The organism is Nocardiopsis eucommiae (assembly GCF_965344335.1).
In the GTDB taxonomy this organism is placed as follows: Bacteria; Actinomycetota; Actinomycetes; order Streptosporangiales; family Streptosporangiaceae; genus Nocardiopsis; species Nocardiopsis eucommiae.
The window spans coordinates 97411-116025 of the sequence record NZ_CBDRIY010000017.1 but is presented as its reverse complement, the minus strand read 5'-3'; the positions used below and the strand labels follow the sequence as shown (position 1 = coordinate 116025).

The 18615-nt window shown below is 68.8% G+C and carries 16 protein-coding genes and 2 tRNA genes; 4 read left to right on the top strand and 14 right to left on the bottom strand.

Annotated features, from left to right (window positions below; all coding sequences use genetic code 11):
- Nucleotides 1-52 precede the first annotated feature (52 nt).
- The 4 genes from ACRWK8_RS13465 to ACRWK8_RS13450 form a co-directional block, all read right to left on the bottom strand.
- A complete protein-coding gene (locus ACRWK8_RS13465; RefSeq protein WP_378735149.1) occupies nt 53-1417 on the bottom strand; it encodes an LVIVD repeat-containing protein in 1365 nt (454 codons plus the stop codon).
- Nucleotides 1418-1511: 94 nt separating this feature from the next.
- Nucleotides 1512-2930, bottom strand: a complete 1419-nt coding sequence (locus ACRWK8_RS13460) for an LVIVD repeat-containing protein (protein ID WP_431870561.1) — start codon at nt 2928-2930, stop codon at nt 1512-1514.
- Nucleotides 2931-3069: 139 nt separating this feature from the next.
- Nucleotides 3070-4479, bottom strand: a complete 1410-nt coding sequence (locus ACRWK8_RS13455; protein WP_431870559.1) for an LVIVD repeat-containing protein — start codon at nt 4477-4479, stop codon at nt 3070-3072.
- Between the two features lie 186 nt (nt 4480-4665).
- Nucleotides 4666-6021, bottom strand: coding sequence for an LVIVD repeat-containing protein (locus ACRWK8_RS13450; protein ID WP_431870557.1), 1356 nt, complete (start codon nt 6019-6021; stop codon nt 4666-4668).
- A gap of 252 nt (nt 6022-6273) precedes the next feature.
- Between ACRWK8_RS13450 and ACRWK8_RS13445 the strand changes: the two genes are divergently transcribed.
- Nucleotides 6274-6984: a DUF305 domain-containing protein gene (locus tag ACRWK8_RS13445; RefSeq protein ID WP_378735157.1), complete on the top strand. Its 711-nt coding sequence runs from the start codon at nt 6274-6276 to the stop codon at nt 6982-6984.
- Between the two features lie 113 nt (nt 6985-7097).
- Here the strand turns inward: ACRWK8_RS13445 and clpX are convergent, their stop codons facing one another.
- From clpX to ACRWK8_RS13420, 5 genes are all read right to left on the bottom strand, one after another.
- Nucleotides 7098-8381, bottom strand: coding sequence for an ATP-dependent Clp protease ATP-binding subunit ClpX (clpX, locus tag ACRWK8_RS13440; protein ID WP_378735160.1), 1284 nt, complete (start codon nt 8379-8381; stop codon nt 7098-7100).
- A gap of 293 nt (nt 8382-8674) precedes the next feature.
- Complete coding sequence (locus ACRWK8_RS13435; protein ID WP_017545193.1) at nt 8675-9331, bottom strand: ATP-dependent Clp protease proteolytic subunit; 657 nt, start codon at nt 9329-9331, stop codon at nt 8675-8677.
- 58 nt (nt 9332-9389) lie between these two features.
- Nucleotides 9390-9938 carry a ClpP family protease gene (locus ACRWK8_RS13430; RefSeq protein WP_082206236.1) on the bottom strand — a complete coding sequence of 183 codons (549 nt, stop codon included), beginning with the start codon at nt 9936-9938 and terminating at the stop codon, nt 9390-9392.
- Nucleotides 9939-10254: 316 nt separating this feature from the next.
- Nucleotides 10255-11697, bottom strand: coding sequence for a trigger factor (gene tig, locus ACRWK8_RS13425; RefSeq protein ID WP_378735162.1), 1443 nt, complete (start codon nt 11695-11697; stop codon nt 10255-10257).
- A gap of 227 nt (nt 11698-11924) precedes the next feature.
- Nucleotides 11925-11999, bottom strand: a tRNA-Pro gene (locus ACRWK8_RS13420).
- A gap of 117 nt (nt 12000-12116) precedes the next feature.
- On the opposite strand from ACRWK8_RS13420, the gene ACRWK8_RS13415 reads away from it, so the two are divergent.
- Nucleotides 12117-12190 (top strand) — tRNA-Gly (locus ACRWK8_RS13415).
- Between the two features lie 118 nt (nt 12191-12308).
- Here ACRWK8_RS13415 and ACRWK8_RS13410 read toward each other — a convergent pair.
- Nucleotides 12309-12599: a hypothetical protein gene (locus ACRWK8_RS13410; RefSeq protein WP_431870554.1), complete on the bottom strand. Its 291-nt coding sequence runs from the start codon at nt 12597-12599 to the stop codon at nt 12309-12311.
- 215 nt (nt 12600-12814) lie between these two features.
- Here ACRWK8_RS13410 and ACRWK8_RS13405 point away from each other — a divergent pair, with 215 nt between their 5' ends.
- On the top strand, nt 12815-13318 hold the full coding sequence (locus ACRWK8_RS13405) for an adenylyltransferase/cytidyltransferase family protein (RefSeq protein ID WP_378735166.1): 504 nt from the start codon (nt 12815-12817) through the stop codon (nt 13316-13318).
- Between the two features lie 115 nt (nt 13319-13433).
- Nucleotides 13434-15296 (top strand): ABC transporter ATP-binding protein, encoded by a 1863-nt coding sequence (locus ACRWK8_RS13400; RefSeq protein ID WP_378735168.1) that lies wholly within the window; start codon nt 13434-13436, stop codon nt 15294-15296.
- A gap of 45 nt (nt 15297-15341) precedes the next feature.
- On the opposite strand, the gene ACRWK8_RS13395 is transcribed toward ACRWK8_RS13400, so the two are convergent.
- From ACRWK8_RS13395 to mgtE, 4 genes are all read right to left on the bottom strand, one after another.
- Entirely contained in the window at nt 15342-15884 is a 543-nt protein-coding gene (locus ACRWK8_RS13395) for a (2Fe-2S) ferredoxin domain-containing protein (protein WP_378735171.1), read from the bottom strand.
- A gap of 20 nt (nt 15885-15904) precedes the next feature.
- Nucleotides 15905-16771 carry a peptidoglycan DD-metalloendopeptidase family protein gene (locus ACRWK8_RS13390; RefSeq protein WP_431870551.1) on the bottom strand — a complete coding sequence of 289 codons (867 nt, stop codon included), beginning with the start codon at nt 16769-16771 and terminating at the stop codon, nt 15905-15907.
- Nucleotides 16772-16825: 54 nt separating this feature from the next.
- Nucleotides 16826-17038 carry an antitoxin gene (locus ACRWK8_RS13385; RefSeq protein ID WP_378735175.1) on the bottom strand — a complete coding sequence of 71 codons (213 nt, stop codon included), beginning with the start codon at nt 17036-17038 and terminating at the stop codon, nt 16826-16828.
- 77 nt (nt 17039-17115) lie between these two features.
- Nucleotides 17116-18453, bottom strand: coding sequence for a magnesium transporter (mgtE, locus tag ACRWK8_RS13380; protein WP_378735177.1), 1338 nt, complete (start codon nt 18451-18453; stop codon nt 17116-17118).
- Between the last annotated feature and the right edge of the window lie 162 nt (nt 18454-18615).

The following is an 18615-nucleotide window of genomic DNA, read 5'->3' as shown; positions in this document are numbered from 1 at the left end:
GGGGGGGGGCGGGGAACCTTTCCCCCCCCCCCCCCACCACGTCACCGCCCGGCTACCGGCCGGGGCGGTAGACCGGCTGGGTCTGCGGGTTGAACTCCTCGTAGGTGACGCGCTCCGCCGCGCGTAGGCGCGGGTCGGTCAGCTTGAGGACGTCCAGACCCCGGTCGATGTCGGACGAGTACACGTAGCCGTTGTAGTAGTACGTCGACCACGTGTCGTTGTTCTGGACGTCCGGGTCGATCCGGTCGTCGGCGTCGAAGTAGCCGATCTCCCGGGGGTTGGTCGGGTCGTTGAAGTCGATCACCGAGACGCCGCCCTGGTACCACGACTGCACGAAGAAGTCCTGGCCCGGGACCGGGATGAGCGAGCCGTTGTGCGCCACGCACACCTGGTCGCCCTGGTGACGGTCGATCTTGAAGTAGCTCGCGAACTCCAGCGTCGTGTCGGCGCCCTCACCGTCGAGGGCGTAGATCGCGTTGGCGCCGCGCTCGGGACCGATCTCCTCGGTGCAGGTGGGCGCTCCGCCACCGCCGAGCTCGTCGGTGAACAGCACCGTCCGGGCGTCGTTGGTGAAGGTCGCGGAGTGCCAGAACGCGAAGTTCTCGTCCTGGACCACCTCGGTGACCACCGGGTCGACCGGGTCCGAGATGTCCATGATGATGCCGTCACCCATGCAGGCGCCCGCGGCGATGTCCTTGGACGGGAAGACCGTGATGTCGTGGCAGCCGGTGGTCGTGCGGTGGCCACCGTCCGGGAACAGCACCGGCTCGTTGACCAGGGACGCCTCCGAAGGAGCGTCCAGCGGCACCTCGATGATCCCGATCTTGTCGTGCGGCGGCTGGCAGTTGGGGAAGCTGGCCGAGGGCGAGTACGAGGACACGTACACGTACTCGCGCTCCGCGTCACCCGGCACGAGGGTCAGGGTGTGCGAGCCGCAGTCGGTGCGCACGGCCGAGACGTACTGCGGATTGGCCTTGTCCGAGATGTCGAAGATCCGGACGCCCTCGAACCCGTTCGGGTCGGTGACCGGGACGGAGGGGGCGCCGCACTCGTCGTTCGCGCGGGGGTAGTCCACAGCGAAGTACAGGAGGTCACCGCTGACCGCCACGTCGCCCTGGCCACCGGGGCACAGGACCTCCGAGACGATCGTCGGGGACTCGGGCTCGGAGATGTCGTAGATCACGAAGCCGTCGTAGTTGCCGCCGATGGCGTAGTCGCCGGTGAAGGCCAGGTCCGAGTTGGTGTTGCTGATCGCGTCGGGCTTGGGGACGTTCGCGACGTGCTCGACGTTGTCGCTGGAGATCTGGTCCGAGGGCGGGGTGTCCGCGTACGCGGCCGCCGGGCCGAGGAGCCCGGCGAACAGCGTCGCGGCCGCGGCGGTCGCGAGTGCGGCGACACGGCGCGAGGAGGAGCGCATGGGTCGGCCTTTCCTGGTGGGGGTTCGGGGATGGGTGACAGCACGCGGGGGTGCCGCGCGTGGCCCGCGCGGCACCCCGGTGCGTCGTGGCCGGTTACCGCCCGGGACGGTAGGCCGGCTGGGTCTGCGGGTTGAACTCCTCGTAGGTCACCCGTTCCGCCGCGCGCAGGCGCGGGTCGGTGAGCTTGAGGACGTCCAGGCCGCGACGCATGTCCGAGGAGTAGACGTGGCCGTTGTAGTAGTACGCGGACCAGGTGCTGCCGTTGTCGATGTCCGGGTCGATCCGGTCGTCGGGGTCGAAGTAGCCGATCTCGCGGGGGTTGCTGAGGTCGTTGAAGTCGATGATCGAGACGCCGCCCTGGTACCAGGACTGCACGAAGTAGTTCTTCCCCGGAACGGGGATGAGCGACCCGTTGTGCGCGACGCAGGTCTGCTGGTCGCCCTGGTGACGGTCGATCTTGAAGTAGCTCGCGAACTCGAGGCTGTGCCCGCCGTCGGCGGTCTCGTCCAGGGCGTAGATCGCGTTGGCGCCGCGCTCGGGACCGATCTCCTCGGTGCAGGTGGCCGCGCCACCGCCGCCGAGCTCGTCGGTGAACAGGACGGCCTCGGCGTCGTTGGTGAAGGTCGCGGAGTGCCAGAACGCGAAGTTCTCGTCCTGGACCACCTCGGTGACCACCGGCTCGATCGGGTCTGAGATGTCCATGATGATGCCGTCACCCATGCAGGCCCCGGCGGCGAGGTCCTTGGACGGGTAGACCGTGATGTCGTGGCAGCCCTCGGTGGGACGGAGCAGACCGGGCTGGTCGTGGTTGCCGCCGTCCGGGAACAGCACCGGCTCGTTGACGATCGCGGCCGACCCCGGGTCGTCCAGCGGGACCTCGATGATGGCGATCTTGTCGTGCGGCGGCTGGCAGTTCGGGAACGCGGCCGAGGGCGCGTAGGACGAGACGTAGACCAGCTCGGTCGAGGGGTCCGCGCCGGGCACGAGGGTCAGGGTGTGCGAGCCGCAGTCGGTGCGCACGGCCGAGACGTACTGCGGATTGGCCTTGTCCGAGATGTCGAAGATCCGGACGCCCTCGAACCCGTTCGGGTCGGTGACGGGCACCGCGGGGGCGCCGCACTCGTCGTTCGCGCGGGGGGAGTCCACCGCGAAGTACAGGAGGTCGCCGCTGACGGAGACGTCGCCCTGGCCGCCGGGGCACACCACCTCGGTGACGATCGTCGGGTCGGCGGGGTCCGCGACGTCGTAGATCACGAAGCCGTCGTAGTTGCCGCCGATGACGTAGTCACCGGTGAAGGCCAGGTCCGAGTTGGTGTTGCTGACCGCCGCCGGCTTGGGGACGTTGGCCAGGTGCTCGACGTTGTCGCTGGTGACGCTGTCGGAGGGCGGGGTGTCGGCGTACGCTGCCGCCGGGCCGAGGAGCCCGGCGAACAGGGTCGCCGCCGCGGTCAGCGCGACGGCCGTCGCACCGCGCGGGACGCGACCGGCCCGTGACGGGGGAGCTGCGGGCATGGTTTCTCCAGATCGGTTGGGGGACGGGGAGTGGAGGGGGCGGGACGCGGCGGGGCCGTGGCCGTCGAGCCACGGCCCCGTTCTCTCCCGTTTGCCCTGACTCCCCAGGAGGAGCCACCGGGAGAGGTCGTGGCCCGCGTCAGCGGCCCGGTCGGTAGCTCGGCTGCGACTGCGGGTTGAACTCGTCGTAGGTGACGCGAGCGGCGGAGCGCAGGCGGGGGTCGTCGAGTCGGATCACGTCGAGGCCGCGCGTGATGTCGGAGGAGTAGACGTAGCCGTTGTAGTAGTACGCCGACCACGAGCCGCCCAGGACGAGGTTGTCCTCGTCGATCGGGGCCCGGTCGAAGTAGCCGATCTCGCGGGGGTCGGTCGGGTCGTTGAAGTCGATCACCGAGACGCCGCCCTGGTACCACGACTGCACGAAGAAGTCCTGGCCCGGGACCGGGATCAGCGAACCGTTGTGCGCGACGCAGTTCTCGGTGTCGCTCTGGGTGCGCGGGATCTTGTAGTAGCTCTCGAAGTCGAGCTCGGGCGCGCCGTCCTCGCCGCCGATGGTGTAGATGGCGTTGGCGCCGCGCTCGACGCCGTAGTCCTCGGTGCAGATGGCGCCGCCACCGCCGCCGAGCTCGTCGGTGAAGATCACGGTGCCCGCGTCGTTGGTGAAGGTCGCGGAGTGCCAGAACGCGAAGTTCTCGTCCCGGACCACGTCGGTGACCACCGGCTCGATCGGGTCGGAGATGTCCATCAGGATGCCGTCACCCATGCAGGCCCCGGCGGCGAGGTCGATCTCCGGGTAGGCGGTGATGTCGTGGCAGCCCGTCGTGTTGCGGTTGCCGCCGTCCGGGAACAGCACCGGTTCGTTGACCAGCGCGGCCTCGGAGGGGTTGTCCACGGGGATCTCGATCACGGAGATCTTGTCGTGCGGCGGCTGGCAGTTGGGGAAGTTGGCCGAGGGCGAGTACGAGGACACGTACACGTAGTCGTGCTCGCCGTCCTTGCCGGGCACCAGGGTGTTGGTGTGCGAGCCGCAGTCGGTGGCCACGGCCGCGACGTAGGCGGGGTTGGCCTTGTCCGAGATGTCGAAGACGCGGATGCCCTCGAACCCGTTCGGGTCGGTGGTGGGGACCGAGGGGGCGCCGCACTCGTCGTTGGCGCGGGGGTAGTCCACGGAGAAGTACAGGAGGTCGCCGCTGACGGAGACGTCACCCTGGCCGCCGGGGCACAGGACCTCGGAGACGACCGTCGGGGACTCGGGCTCGGAGATGTCGTAGACGACGAAACCGTTGTAGTTGCCGCCGATCGCGTAGTCACCGGTGAAGGCCAGGTCGGTGTTGTAGTCACCCATGGCCTCGGACTTCGGGACGTTGGTCACGTGAGTGACGTTCGCGCTGGTCTCGGCGTCGCTCTCGAAGGGGATCTGGTCCGCCGAGGCGGCGGCCGGGCCGAGGAGGCCCAGGGTCAGGGCTGTGGCACCGACGAGAGCGAGGGCCGTGGAGCCACGACGGAACCGCGGGCGTCCTGAACGGGAGGGGACGGGGGACGACGCCATGCGTACTCCTGATTCCTAATGGAGCGAAACAGGAAGAACGTACACAGTTCAACATCAATATGTATAGAGGGAAACAAAAGAAACATGGTTGTTTACAGGGTGTCGAGCCGACCCGATCCCCCTACGCACCGTGTCGAGACCGGCCCGGTTCCGGGTGCGGCGGCCACCGCCGCCGCACCCGTCCGGTCAGCCGTTCGGGAGCTCCGGCTGCGACTGCGGGTTGAACTCGTCCAGCACCACGGACTCCGCCCCCTCGAACCGGGGGTCGGTGAGCTTGAGGACGTCCAGACCGCGCTGCATGTCGGACGAGTAGACGTGCCCGTTGTAGTAGTACGCGGACCAGGATCCGGCGGTGACCAGCTGCCCGGGGTCGAGCGGGCCACGGTCGAAGTGCCCCACCTCGACCGGCGCGTCGGGGTCGGTGAGGTCGATGACCGAGACCCCGCCCTGGTACCAGGACTGCACGAAGTAGTCCTCGCCGGGGACCGGGATCAGCGAACCGTTGTGGGCCACACAGTTCTCGGTATCGGTCTGGTGGCGAGGCAATTTGTAGTAACTCCGAAATTCCAGTTCAGGGCTCTCCCCCGACGTGTCCAACGAGTGGACGGCGTTGGCCCCGCGCTCGGGACCGATCCTCTCGTTGCAGGTCGCGGCGGAACCCGAGCCGAGTTCGTCGGTGAAGACCACGTTCCGCGCGTCGTTGGTGAAGGTCGCGGAGTGCCAGAAGGCGAAGTTCTCGTCCTGGACGCGCTCCACCACCTCCGGCCGGAGCGGGTCCGTGATGTCGAGCAGCAGGCCGTCGCCCAGGCAGGCCGCGGCGGCCAGGCCGCGCGCGGGGTAGGCGGTGATGTCGTGGCAGCCCGTGGTGCTGGTGTGGCCCCCGTCCGGGAACAGCACCGGCTCGCTGACCAGTGCGGCCTTCTCGGGGGCGTCGTGCGGCACCTCGATGACGCCGATCTTGTCGTGCGGCGGCTGGCAGTTCGGGAAGGCCTCCGACGGCGAGTACGAGGACACGTACACCACGTCGCTGCGCCCGTCCGCCCCCGGCACCAGGGTGTTGGTGTGCGAGCCGCAGTCGGTGGCCACAGCCGCGACGTACCTCGGGTTCGCCTTGTCCGAGATGTCGAAGATCCGTAGTCCCTCGAAGCCGCTTGGGTCCGTGGCCGGAACGGACGGCGCCCCGCACTCGTCGCTCGCGCGCGGGTAGTCCACCGAGAAGTACAGGAGGTCGCCGCTGACGGAGACGTCGCCCTGGCCGCCCGGACACACCACCTCGGAGACGATCGTGGGCGACGCCGGTTCGGAGATGTCGTAGACGACGAAGCCGTCGTAGTTGCCGCCGATCAGGTAGTCACCGGTGAAGGCCAGGTCGGAGTTGGGCGACCCGTCCAGCGCCTCGGGCTTGGGCACGTTGGCCAGGTGCACCACTCCCCCGCCGGTGCTCACGCCGTCGTCGGCGCTGGCGCCCGGAACCGTCATCCCGGCCGCCGCGACCACGGCGAGCGCGACCGCCCCGTGACGCCGTCCCGTTGCCGAAGCCATGCGGCCACCCCCCAAAACAACCCAAAGAAGTCATCTGACTACAATGGGTTGTACTATCCGCAGAGTGCACAAGCCAGGCGAAACGCCGAGAACGGACGCCTCGGGGAACCCGGCGTACGGACACGGCGCCGACGACACACCCGCGACACTGGACAAAACACCCTTCGAGTGAGTAGAAAACCCGCAGGACGTCGGGTCAGCCGACACCGGTGGGCGACCGCTCCACCGACCCCCACCCCTGGAGGAGACCTCGTGCGCCGCCTGGCACTCGCAGCCGGAACCGCCCTCGTGCTGCTCGGAGTCTCGGCCTGTTCCGGTGACGAGGGACAGCAGTCCGCCAACGTCATCGCCCCGGGCGCGCCCGGCGAGGCCTCGACGCCCGCCACGGCCGACCAGATCGCCGCACTGGCCGAGGAGCAGGGCCACAACGAAGCGGACGTGACCTATCTGGTGAAGATGATCGAGCACCACCGGCAGGCCCTGGAGATGACCGACCTGGTCGCGGACCGCTACGAGCGCGACGGCATCGAGCGCATCGCGGACCGCATCGCCGCCGCGCAGGGCCCCGAGATCACCGCCATGGAGAGCTGGCTGGAGGTGAACGTCTTCGGCCCCGCCCGGGAGAACCCCGCCCACCAGAACTTCTGCGGCCTGGAGGGTGACGGCACCCACCACTCCACCGACGACGACGTGGTCGCCTGCGACCTCCAGGTCGACCACGACGACATGGAGGGCATGGTCTCCGACGAGGACATGGAACGCCTGGCCGACGCCGACGGCGACGCGTTCGACCAGCTCTTCGTGGAGCTCATGACCGCCCACCACGAGGGCGCGGTCACCATGGCCGAGGAGGCCATGGCGGAGGGCAAGGACCAGGAGGTCCTGCGGATGGCCAACGACCTCATCGCCGAGCAGAACACCGAGATCGCCCGCATGGAGGGGGTCCTCGAAGGCGGAGGGTGACCGGTCCGCGCCGGACACGAGAAGGGGCGCCCTTCCCGCGGGAAGGGCGCCCCTGAGCTCACGGCGGCCGCGCCGCGCGGTCCCAGCCGCTCACGGCGGCGCGGACCCGCCGGTCAGGCCGACTTCTCCTGGCGGCCGTCCTCGTCCGCCTCCAGCTGGGCGCGCGGCACGATCGTCGGGTTCACGTGCTGCTCCACCGACTCACGGGTGATGATCACCTGGCCGACGTCCTCCCGGCTGGGCACCTCGTACATCACCGAGAGCAGGACCTCCTCGATGATGGCGCGCAGACCACGGGCACCGGTCCCCCGGATGATGCCCTGCTCCGCGATGGCCTCCAGGGCGTCCTGGGTGAACTCCAGCTCGACGTTGTCCAGCTCGAACAGCCGCTGGTACTGCTTGACCAGGGCGTTCCGGGGCTCGGTGAGGATCTGGATCAGCGCGGCCTTGTCCAGGTTGTGCACGCTGGTGATCACCGGCAGACGGCCGATGAACTCCGGGATCATCCCGAACTTGAGCAGGTCCTCCGGCATGACCTCGCCGAACAGCGCGGTCCCGGCCATCTCGCTCTTGGGCCGCAGCACGGCGTTGAAGCCCATGCCCTGCTGCCCCGTGCGGGACTCGATGATCTTCTCCAGCCCCGCGAAGGCGCCACCACAGATGAACAGCACGTTCGTGGTGTCGATCTGGATGAACTCCTGGTGCGGGTGCTTGCGGCCGCCCTGCGGGGGCACGCTCGCGGTGGTCCCCTCCAGGATCTTCAGCAGCGCCTGCTGGACGCCCTCACCGGAGACGTCGCGCGTGATCGACGGGTTCTCGCTCTTGCGGGCGACCTTGTCGACCTCGTCGATGTAGATGATGCCGGTCTCGGCCTTCTTGACGTCGTAGTCAGCGGCCTGGATCAGCTTCAGCAGGATGTTCTCGACGTCCTCGCCCACGTAGCCCGCCTCGGTGAGGGCGGTGGCGTCCGCGATGGCGAAGGGGACGTTGAGGATCTTCGCCAGGGTCTGCGCCAGCAGGGTCTTGCCCGAACCGGTGGGACCCAGCAGGAGGATGTTCGACTTGGCGATCTCGACGTCCTCGTCACCGGGACGGTCGGTCTCCGAACGCACTCTCTTGTAGTGGTTGTACACCGCCACGGAGAGGGCCTTCTTCGCCTGCTCCTGACCGATCACGTACGAGTCCAGGAAGTCGAAGATCTCCCGGGGCTTGGGAAGGGAGTCCCACGTGAGCTCGGTGGCGTCGGCGAGTTCCTCTTCGATGATCTCGTTGCACAGATCGATGCACTCATCGCAGATGTAGACGCCGGGGCCAGCGATGAGCTTCTTCACCTGCTTCTGGCTCTTACCGCAGAATGAGCACTTCAGCAGGTCCCCGCCGTCGCCGATGCGTGCCACCCAGCCACTCCTCAAAACTAAGGCCGCCCCGTTCCGGGCGTACTCGGCGCCGAACGGACGGAAGGACTCGACTCCCGTGTTCGTCCGCGACCGGCCAGCCACGAACGGGGCGATCTGTGCGTCGCTCTCCGCCAGACTAAGCGAAAAACCGGACCGGCTTCACCACCGGGCTGTCCCAGGCGGGTCAGAAACCGGACCGGTGAGTACTTCGTGGCGCCGGATTCCCCCCGGTGGGGCGCCGTTCGCTCTCGCGAGACGCCCCGGCCGGGAGGGAACGGCCGCCGTGGTCCCCGTTACTTCAGGGAGGCCTTGCGGTAGGGCAGGACGAAGTCGATGAGACCGTACTCCACGGCCTCCTCGGCGGTGAGGATCTTGTCCCGCTCGATGTCCTTCGAGACCTGCTCGTGGGAGCGACCCGTGTGCTTGGCCAGAGTGGTCTCCAGCTGCGTACGGATACGGGTGATCTCGTTGGCCTGGATCTCGATGTCGCTGGCCTGACCGTGCATACCCTCGGTCGCGGGCTGGTGGATCATCATCCGGGCGTTGGGCAGGGCACCACGCTTGCCCTTGGTGCCGCCCGCCAGCAGGATCGCGGCGGCCGACGCGGCCTGTCCGATGCACACCGTCTGGATGTCGGGGCGCACGAACTGCATGGTGTCGTAGATCGCCATGAGGGAGGTGAAGGAACCCCCCGGCGAGTTGATGTACATCTGGATGTCCCGCTCGGAGTCGAGCTGCTCAAGGGTGATGAGCTGGGCCATCAGATCGTTGGCCGAAGTGTCGTCGATCTGGACGCCGACGAAGATGATCCGCTCTTCGAAGAGCTTGTTGTACGGATTCATCTCCTTGACGCCGTACGACGTACGCTCCACGTAGGACGGCAGGACGTAGCGGCTCTGGGGAGCCATCGAGGCCGCGCCGCCGATGAGACTGGGGTTGAACTCGGTCATTTCACGCCTTCCACGCACTGCGCCGATTCATGGACTGGGCCAGGTCAGCTCAGGACTGTCAGCTGGTCACGTCGAGCGTGCCCTCGAGCACCTCGTCGATGAAGCCGTACTCCTTGGCCTCCTGAGCCGTGAACCAGCGGTCCCGGTCGGCGTCCTTCTCGATCTGTTCGACCGACTGCCCGGTGTGCTCGGAGATCTTCTGGATGAACATCTTCTTCACGTAGAGCAGCTGGTCAGCCAGGATCCGGATGTCGGAGGCGGTGCCCCCGATGCCACCGGACGGCTGGTGCATCATGACGCGGGTGTGCGGCAGCGCGTAACGCTTGCCGGGCGCACCGGCGCACAGGAGCATCTGGCCCATCGACGCGGCCATACCGATACCCACGGTGCGCACGTCGTTGGGGATGTACTGCATGACGTCGTAGATCGCCATACCCGCCGTCACGGAACCACCCGGCGAGTTGATGTACATCGTGATGTCCCGCTGGCGGTCCTCCGCGGACAGCAGCAGGAGCTCACCGACGAGGCGGTTGGCGATGTCATCGTCGACCTGCTGGCCGAGGAACACGATTCGCTGGCGCAACAGGCGCTGAGGCGTCTGCTCAATAAAAGGGGAAAGCTGCTGATCCGACGTACGAGCGTCGAATCGCTGGGACTCATCAAAGGTCGGCGGCACTCTCGTCACCTGCTCCGGAATCGAAACGGTTGCGATACAGCGACACTAACGCCGACAGACGCCAGGCTCGTCCGGATACCGTCCCTGTTCGCTTTGAGCGCAGGGTGGGGCCGGTCGGGAACACACCCTTTCTCCTGACAGCGAACACCGTGCCGGGAGCGGAAGGGAAAGGGCCCCGACCGTCCCGTAACGGGTCGGCCAGGGCCCCTGGGAGCCATGGTGCCTCGCGGCGCCGTGAAGCCTCGGACTACTTGGAGTCGGCCTTGTCGGCGTCCTCGTCGGCCTCGGCCTTCTCCTCGGCCTGGTCGGCCTCGGTGACCTCGGCGGAGGCAGCGGCGGCGGCCCTGACGGCCTCGGCCAGGGCCTGGTCGTCGGTGGCCTCGACGATCTCCTGCTCGACGACGTTGCCGTCCTCGTCGGTCACCTTGGCACCGGCCAGGACGACGTCCATGGCCTTGCCGCGGACGACCTCGGTGAAGGCGACGCGGATCTGGTTCGACTCGACCAGGTGCTGGGCCAGCTGGTCCGGGCTGACGCCCATGCGCTGGGCCTGCTCGAACACGTACTGGCTGAGCTCACCCTGGTCGGCGCTGAGGTCCTCCTGGAGGGCCAGCTGGTCGAGGATGAAACCGGCCTTGACCGCCGAGTTGGCGCCGGTCTTCAGCTCCTCCTCGAACTCCTCCTCGGTCTTCTCCTGCGACTCGAGGTAGGCCTCCTTGGTCAGACCGCTCTGGGCGAGCTGCTGCTCGAGGCTCTGGCGACGGCGGGTGATCTCCTCGTCGACGACCGCGTCGGGCAGCGGGATCTCGACGGACTCGATCAGCTTCTCCAGCGCCTTGTCACGGGCGGCGGACAGCTGCTGCATCCGACGGACGTCGGCCATGCGCTTGCGCACGTCCTCACGCAGCTCGTCGATGGTGTCGAACTCGGAGGCCAGCTGGGCGAACTCGTCGTCCAGCTCGGGCAGCTCCTTCACCTTCACCGAGTGCACGGTGACGGTGACGTCCGCCTCCTTGCCCTCGTGCTCACCACCGACGAGGGTGGTCTTGAAGGTGGCCTCGCCACCGGACTCCATGCCGCGCAGGGTCTCGTCGAGGCCCTCCAGCATGGTGTTGGTGCCGACCTCGTAGGAGTAGCCGCTGACGGCGACGTCCTCGAGCTTCTCACCGTCGATGGCGGCGACCAGGTCGATGGAGAGGTGGTCACCGTCCTCGACGGGACGGTCGGCGCCAACGAGGGTGGAGAAGCGCTCGCGCAGGGTGCCGATCTGCTCGTCGACCTGCTCGTCGGTGACGGTCGCGTTGTCGACGGTCACCTCGATGCCCTTGTAGTCCTTCACCTCGAACTTGGGTCGGATGTCGACCTCGGCGGTGAAGGCGAGCTCGTCGTTGTCCTCCAGCTTGGTGACCTCCACGTCGGGCTGGCCGAGCGCGAAGATCTCCTCCTTCTGGATGGCTTCGTTGTAGAGCTCCGGAACGGCGTGGTTGACCGCTTCGCTGATCACCGCGCCACGGCCGACGTAGCGGTCGATCAGACGCGCCGGTGCCTTGCCCGGGCGGAAGCCCTTGATCCGAACCTGCTTGGCGAGCGACTTGTAGGTCACGTCGAAAGCGTGCTCGAGCTCCTCGAAGGGCACCTCGATGGTCAGCTTGACCCGGGTCGGGCTGAGCTCCTCGACATCGGTCTTCACGGGGCGGTACTCCTAGGTTTGCCGGCTGGTGTCCGCGTCGGCCCGCAGGCGCACCACACGAACGGCGAATGCACGCGCGCACCCCCGGTCGGTGATGACCACGTTCCTCGGGGTGCCCTGCGACGGGCTGGGACTTACAGTTTCCTGCTGATCGCACCAAGTCTAGGGCAGACAGACAGGGGGCCACGGCGCTCGGCCCGGAGGCCGAACCGCCGTGGACGGTTTCGTCGGGGTGGCGGGATTCGAACCCGCGGCCTCATGCTCCCAAAGCATGCGCGCTAACCAAGCTGCGCTACACCCCGTCACCCGGCGCGGACACACCTCACCGAAAACGGGTGTGCGACCAACGCCCCAGAGACTGTACTCTTGTCTCCGTCGGCTCCACGAGTCTAGAGGAAACTCAGGGGCTCCGATGCCACGCGGGCGTAGTTCAATGGTAGAACCCCAGCCTTCCAAGCTGGTCATGCGAGTTCGATTCTCGTCGCCCGCTCCACTCGAAGCGAGCTGCGTGCCTGACGGCACCAGCTCGTTTCGTCGTCCCACCCGGGGAGCGACCCCCGCACCACCCGAAACGAACCGTGCGCCTGACAGCACCCGTTCGCTTCGCCGTCTCACCCCGGAACGATCCGCTCGGCCACGGTGAGGCGGAAGTGGAAGTCGCTCGTGGCCCCGTCCACGTTCACCAGGTACTCGTCGGGCGAGATCCGGTAGGCCTGTCGGTCCCGCTCCGACCACGGATGCCCCGGAGCGTGCGCCGAGGTCAGACGCAGCGCCTCCGCCCTGGCCTCCTCCCGGGTCGCGAACTCGGTGTCACGTCGCCCGTCGAACGACGGCGGGACCAGGCCCCAGCGCTGGCGGTCACCGCTCCCCCGGATCTCCTCGATCAGCACCACCCAGGACATGGACACCTCTTCCTCTCGACGCGGATTCCGGTGATGGGACTCACCTCCGCCCCCGGGGGTTCCCGGTGACGTGGCGCACACCGTCAGAACTCGGTTCGGTTTCACCGGCCCACGAGGCGGAATACCGAGCTCGAACGGGTACGTTGACCTTTCGGGCGGACCCGTCGGCGCGACCTGGAACGGGCGCCACTCGGGTTCGGTGGAACGGGGGCCAGATGACGGACACGGACGGCACGGGCGAGCAGGCGACGCCGCTCCGCCTGCTGTGGTTCCAACGACCGGAGCCGCCGGAGCGGCCGGTCGTCGTGACCGGTGTCTTCGACGTCCTGCACGTCGGGCACGTGCGCTTCCTCCAGTCCATCGCCGCCCGCGGCCTCCCCCTCGTCGTGGGGATCGAGTCCGACGAGCGCGTCCGGGCCTGGAAGGGCCCCGGACGCCCGGTCAATCCCGACGCGGAACGGTCCGAGACCATCGCCGCCCTGGGCTGTGTGGCCGGATCGTTCGTGATCGAGGGCCCGCCCTCCGTGGCGGACTGGGCTGCCTACGCCGAACTGCTGCGCCCCCTCTCCCCCGCCGCCCTGGCCTTCACCGCCGGAGACCGCTACACCCAGGCCAAGATCCGGGGCGCCGACGCCCTGGGCGCGCAGACCTGGGAACTGCCGTTCACCCCCGGCCGGTCCACGACCGCCGCGCTCGGCCGCCTCGCCTCGTCCCTCTGACCGCCCCGCATTCCCGCGGACTCCCTCGGTCATCCCACACCGGACCAGGGAAGCAGCGCCCTCCCTCCGGCGTTGAGGCTTGGGTGGCGAGTGGCGAACGGAAACGAGGCTGCGGATGATGTCAGGGAGGCCCTCCTACAGGGCACTGGTCAACGACGGAAGCGCGCGGGGGCAGGAACTGCCCCCGGGGCTCACCAGGCGCGTGATGTCCTACGCGACACCGCACTGGCGGCAGATCCTGCTCTTCCTCGCGGTGACCGCGGTGGGCGCGGCCGTGGTGGTGGCCAACCCGCTGCTGCTGCGGGCCATCATCGACCAGGGCATCCTCCCGGGGAACACCTCCGTGGTGGTCTGGTTGGCGGTGGCGGCGGCGGTTCTGGCGCTCGTGGAGGGCGTCATCACCCTGACCGGCCGGTGGCTGTCCTCCAGGATCGGTGAGGGCGTCATCTACCTGCTGCGTACCCAGGTGTTCTCACACGTGCAGCGGATGCCGATCTCCTTCTTCACCCGGACCCAGACGGGCTCGCTGATCAGCCGCCTGAACACGGACGTGGTCGGCGCGCAGCGCGCCATCACCTCGGTGCTCCAGTCGGTGGTGTCCAACCTGATCAGCGTGGTGGCGGTGCTCATCACGATGCTGGCGCTCTCCTGGCAGGTGACCCTGCTGGCGCTGGTCCTGGTACCGCTGTTCATCGTCCCCGCGAAGCTGCTGGGCCGCCGGCTCGCGAACATCTCCCGTGACGCGATGGACAACAACGCGTCGATGAGCTCGCTGATGACCGAGCGCTTCAACGTGGGCGGCGCCATGCTGGTCAAGCTCTACGGCCGCCCCGACGAGGAGTCCCGCGCCTTCTCCGACCGGGCGGCGCGCGTGCGCGACCTCGGGGTGCGCCAGTCGGTGATCGGCGGTCTGCTGTTCACGATGCTGGCCACCATCACGGCGCTGGCCATGGCGATGGTCTACGGCGTGGGCGGAGTGCTCGCGGTGGACGGTTCGTTCGAAGTGGGCACCCTGGTGGCGCTGACCACCCTCCTGGCCAGGCTCTACGGTCCGATCACCACGCTGTCCAACGTGCACGTGGAGATCATGACGGCCCTGGTCTCCTTCGACCGGGTCTTCGAGGTGCTGGACCTGGAGCCGCAGATCAAGGAGAGCCCGGACGCGGAGCCGCTGCCCTCGGGGCCGCTGAGCGTCGAGTTCGACCGGGTGTCCTTCCGCTACCCGGGCGCCTCGGAGACGTCGGTGGCGTCCCTGGAACTGACCCCCCAGGCCGAGGCGGCCGACGACACCCAGGTGCTGAGCGAGGTGTCCTTCCGCGCCGAACCCGGCCAGATGGTGGCCCTGGTGGGCCCGTCCGGGGCAGGCAAGTCGACCCTGACGCACCTGGTCTCGCGCCTGTACGACCCGAGCGAGGGCGCGGTGCGGATCGGGGGGCTCGACCTCCGGGAGACCACCGGCGACTCCCTCAGGGAAGCCGTGGGAGTGGTGACGCAGGACGCGCAGCTCTTCCACGACACCGTGGGCGCCAACCTGCGCTACGCCCGGCCGGAGGCGACCGACGCGGAGCTGGAGGAGGCGCTGCGGATGGCGCGGTTGGGCGTGCTCCTGGAGCAGCTGCCCAACGGGCTCGACACGATGGTCGGGGACCGGGGGTACCGCCTCTCCGGCGGGGAGAAGCAGCGTCTGGCGATCGCTCGGCTGCTCTTGAAGGCGCCGTCCGTGGTGGTCCTGGACGAGGCCACCGCCCACCTGGACTCCGAGTCGGAGGCGGCTGTGCAGGAGGCGCTGGCGGTGGCTCTGGAGGGGCGCACCTCGCTGGTGATCGCGCACCGGCTGGCCACCGTCCGTGAGGCGGACCAGATCCTGGTGCTGGAGGACGGTCGCGTCCTGGAGCGCGGGACACACGAGGAGCTGCTGGAGGCGGGGGGCCTGTACACGGCGCTGTACCGCACCCAGTTCGCGTCCCAGTCGGGCTAGGGGTCGAGGGGCGGCTGCCATCGGGAGGAGTGCGTAGCCGCCCCCTCAGGCCTTCCCGGCCTTCTTCCCGGCCTTCTCCTTCTTTTTCTTTTCGGCCTTCTTCGCCCGCTTCTTGTCCTTCTTGGCCTTCTTGCTCTTCTTCTCCTTCTGGACGGATCCGGGACCGGGCTCCCCCGACTTCGCCCGCTTCTTCGCCTTCTTCGATTTCTTCGGCTTCTTGGCGTCCTTGGAGGTGACGTGCTCCTCCAGCGCGGCGGGGAGCGGGGCGATTCCGGGACCGCCGTCGAAGATCCAGTCGTCGAGCTCCTCCAGGAGGCGGTCCTCGGTCATCCGCCCCAGCCAGACCGGTCGCCCACCGGCGGCGCGGCCCTCATGCGAGGGCTGGACCACGACGACGTTGGCCTCGAAGCAGATGTCGAGGCACTTGCTGGTGCGGACCGGGACACGGCGGGCGGCATGGTCGTCGATGGCGCTGAGGCGGGCGAGCTGCGCCTTGTGGTCGACACCGGGCACCTTCTTGCGCGTGCCGCAGCAGCAGCCCCGGCAGACCGTGAGCTTGCAGGGCGCACCGTCGATCGCGCTCACCACACCTCCTCGTTAGGCTTGCCTTACCTCAGTCCAGGATATTCCGCCGCGGCACCGACCCGACCAGGTGGTACGTACTCGGGACCGGCCACCTCCACCGGCCGCCAGGTCTCCGGAAGCCCCTCGAACTCCGGGTCCCCCGCCTTCCAGCCGCGCCGCCAGACCATGGGCAGCCCGGCCGCGAAGAGCGGGTGCGACAGGTCCATCAACTGCACCCGTACCTGCGGTTCGGTGCAGGCGCCCGAGTTCCCGCACGCGGCGATCGGCTGGCCGGACGCCACCCTCTCCCCCGGGGCCACCGTGACGGAGCCCCGCCGCAGATGACCGAGGAGCACGTGAGCGTCCCCGACGTCGATGACCACGTGGTTGCCGATCAACCCCGAGGGGCCGCGTAGCTCGCGCAGGGTGTTCTCGACGACGGAGCCGAGCAGCCACGGCCAGGAGTTGCGGCTGCGGTGGTCCCGCTGGCGGTCGTGCACCCGGACGACGGTGCCCCCGGCGGGCGCGTAGACGGGCGCGCCGAAGGCCGGAAACTCCTCCGGGGGGCGGCTGAGCGGTCGCCACCCGATGTCCGGCCGTGTGCCGTCCTCGGCCACGAGGCCGAGGGCGTGGGTCTGCCCGTAGGCGTGTGTGCCCTGGCTCGGGACGGCGTCCACGGGGCTGGTCAGCGGCATCCAGCGGCCGCGCACCGGTGGGTCCAGCACGCGCGGGGCGCACTTCGGGGTGCCCAGCCGCAGGTGCACGGCGAGAGCCACCACCAGCAGCGTCCCGCCGACCCACCACGACAGGCCGAGGTACCCGGCCAGGAGCGCGGCCATCGCCGCCCACATCAGGGGCATGCGGATCCGGGCGAGCAGGACGGGGAGGGGGCGCGGAGCGGAGGAGGCCATGCCCCATTGTGAGGCAGCCGTCCCCGCTCCGTGCCACGGGACGGAGCTCCCCCGCTACTCCTGGCCCTTGTCCCTCTTGTTCTCCTGTGCGCGCTTGCGCAGGTAGTCGGTGGCGGCCCCGGCTCCCTTGTCGATCTTGTCGTCGTGGGACCCGCCGGTCGCCTTCTTCGCGGCGTCCGCCACCTTCCCGACGACCCCCTCGGCCTTGTCGGCGTGGTCGTTGACGGCCTTCTTGAGCCGGTCGAACGTTCCTCCGGTATCGGACATGGAATCCCCCTAGAGCGTTCTGCCTGGTGGTGCGATACCCGTTTCACGTGGACTTCAAGCGAAACGTCCGCACCGGGTCACAGCCCCAGCACCATACGCGCCACCGAGAAGTAGATGAGGAGTCCGGTGGCGTCCACGAGCGTCGCGACCATCGGTGAGGAGACCACGGCGGGGTCCACCCCCACCTTGCGGGCGAGCAGGGGCATGGCGGAGCCGATGATCGCCGCCCAGGTACAGATGGCGATCACCGAGAGGGCGACCACCACGGCGACGTCGAACCCGACCAGGAGCGACCCGATGGCCAGGGCGATCCCCGCGAGCATGACGCCCAGGAGCAGCCCGACCCTGCCCTCCTTCCAGATCACCGCCGGGAGGTCGCGCACCCGCACCTCACCGACCGCGAGGGCGCGCACGATCGCCGTCGCGGACTGGGCGCCCACGTTCCCGCCCGTGCCGATGAGCATCGGCACGAAGATCGCCAGGGCCGTGACCTCCTCCAGGGTGGCCTCGTAGGCCTGCATGACGTTGACGGTCAGGGTCGCGGCGACGATGAGCAGCATCAGCCACACCGAGCGGGCGCCGACCAGGCGCAGCACCCCGACGGACACGTAGTGGTCGTCGATGGGGCTGGCACCGGACTGGCGGGCCATGTCCTCGGAGTCGGCCGCCTCGATGACCTCCAGGGCGTCGTCGAAGGTGAAGAGGCCGACGAAGCGGTCCTCGGAGTCCACCACCGGGAGGGAGACCAGGTTGGCCTCCTGGATGAGCCGGGCGGCGTCCTCGACCGGTTCGCTCACGCCCACCCGGGGGGCCAGGACGTCCACCAGGTCCTTGAGGAGGCGGTCGTCGTCGCTGACGACGAGGTCGCTCAGGGTGATGGTGCCGACCAGGCGGCGGCCGTCGCTGACCACCGGCAGGGTGTAGATCGTCTCGGCGTCGGCTCCTTTGGCACGCACCACCTCCAGGGCGCGGCCCACGGTGAGGTCCCGGTGCAGGATGACCGTCTCCGGTGTCATGTACCGGCCGACCGAGTCCTCGGGGTAGCCCAGGAGCGCGGCGGTCATCTTGCGTTCGGCGGGGCTCAGCCCGGCGAGGGCCCGGGTGGCGATCTTGGCCGGGGCCTCCCCGATCAGACGGGCCCGGTCGTCCGGGTCCATCTCCTCCAGGATGTCGTGGAAGTCCGTGCCGCGCAGGCCGAGGAGGATGGCCTGCTGTTGGCCCGGGTCCAGTTCCTCGAAGACCTCCAGTTCCCGGTCCTTGTCCAGGAGGCGGAAGGGGATGATCGCCTCTCCGCTGGACATGCGGGCCAGTTCGTCCGCGATCTCGTGGGGCCGGTGTTCGGCCAACCAGAGCCTGATCCCGGTCAGGTCGTTGTTCTCGACCAGATCGATGAGTTCTTCAGCGCGCTCGTCCATGCGAAGCACCCCCTTGCGTCTCCATCGCCCGGCGGGCACGCCCGCGGGGCCGCGAAAATCCGGTGAGTCCGGGTCCTGGGGACCGGTCCGGCCCCTCGTCACTGGTGTGGTGGTCCGTGCGGGCGTCGGCGCCCAGGGGGCGGAGAGGGGCGGGCACGGAGG